Source organism: Shewanella sp. S1-58-MNA-CIBAN-0166 (genome assembly GCF_040310085.1).
Taxonomy (GTDB): domain Bacteria; phylum Pseudomonadota; class Gammaproteobacteria; order Enterobacterales; family Shewanellaceae; genus Shewanella.
In genome coordinates, this window is the sequence record NZ_JBEOPN010000122.1 from 1 (window position 1) to 283 (window position 283).

The 283-nt window shown below is 41.7% G+C and carries 1 protein-coding gene; it reads left to right on the forward strand.

Annotation, left to right across the window (positions count from 1 at the left end; translation table 11 throughout):
• On the forward strand, positions 1-283 hold a 283-nt coding region (locus tag AAEY99_RS21355; protein WP_351011971.1), incomplete at both ends, for a hypothetical protein.

Genomic DNA, 283 nt, shown 5'->3' on the forward strand with positions numbered 1-283 from the left:
GATGTAGGCTTTAATCAAGCCGCTGCATTTAGTGATATCGACCGGGTAATGGTCAGTAAGTACGGTATTTACCCTTATCAAAATGAAGATGAAGTAAAAGCTTATCGCCTTGATTTTAAATATGAGTTGGATAACAGCTGGTTTAGCTCTGTGGAATTTGGTGCGCGTTATTCAGATCGCGAATACAGCAACAATCGTTCGGTGTTTGAATACGGCAATGACGGTGATTTCTCAGCAACTGAGCCGCCACTGCGTTTAACCAATGACATGGTAAATGTTGTTG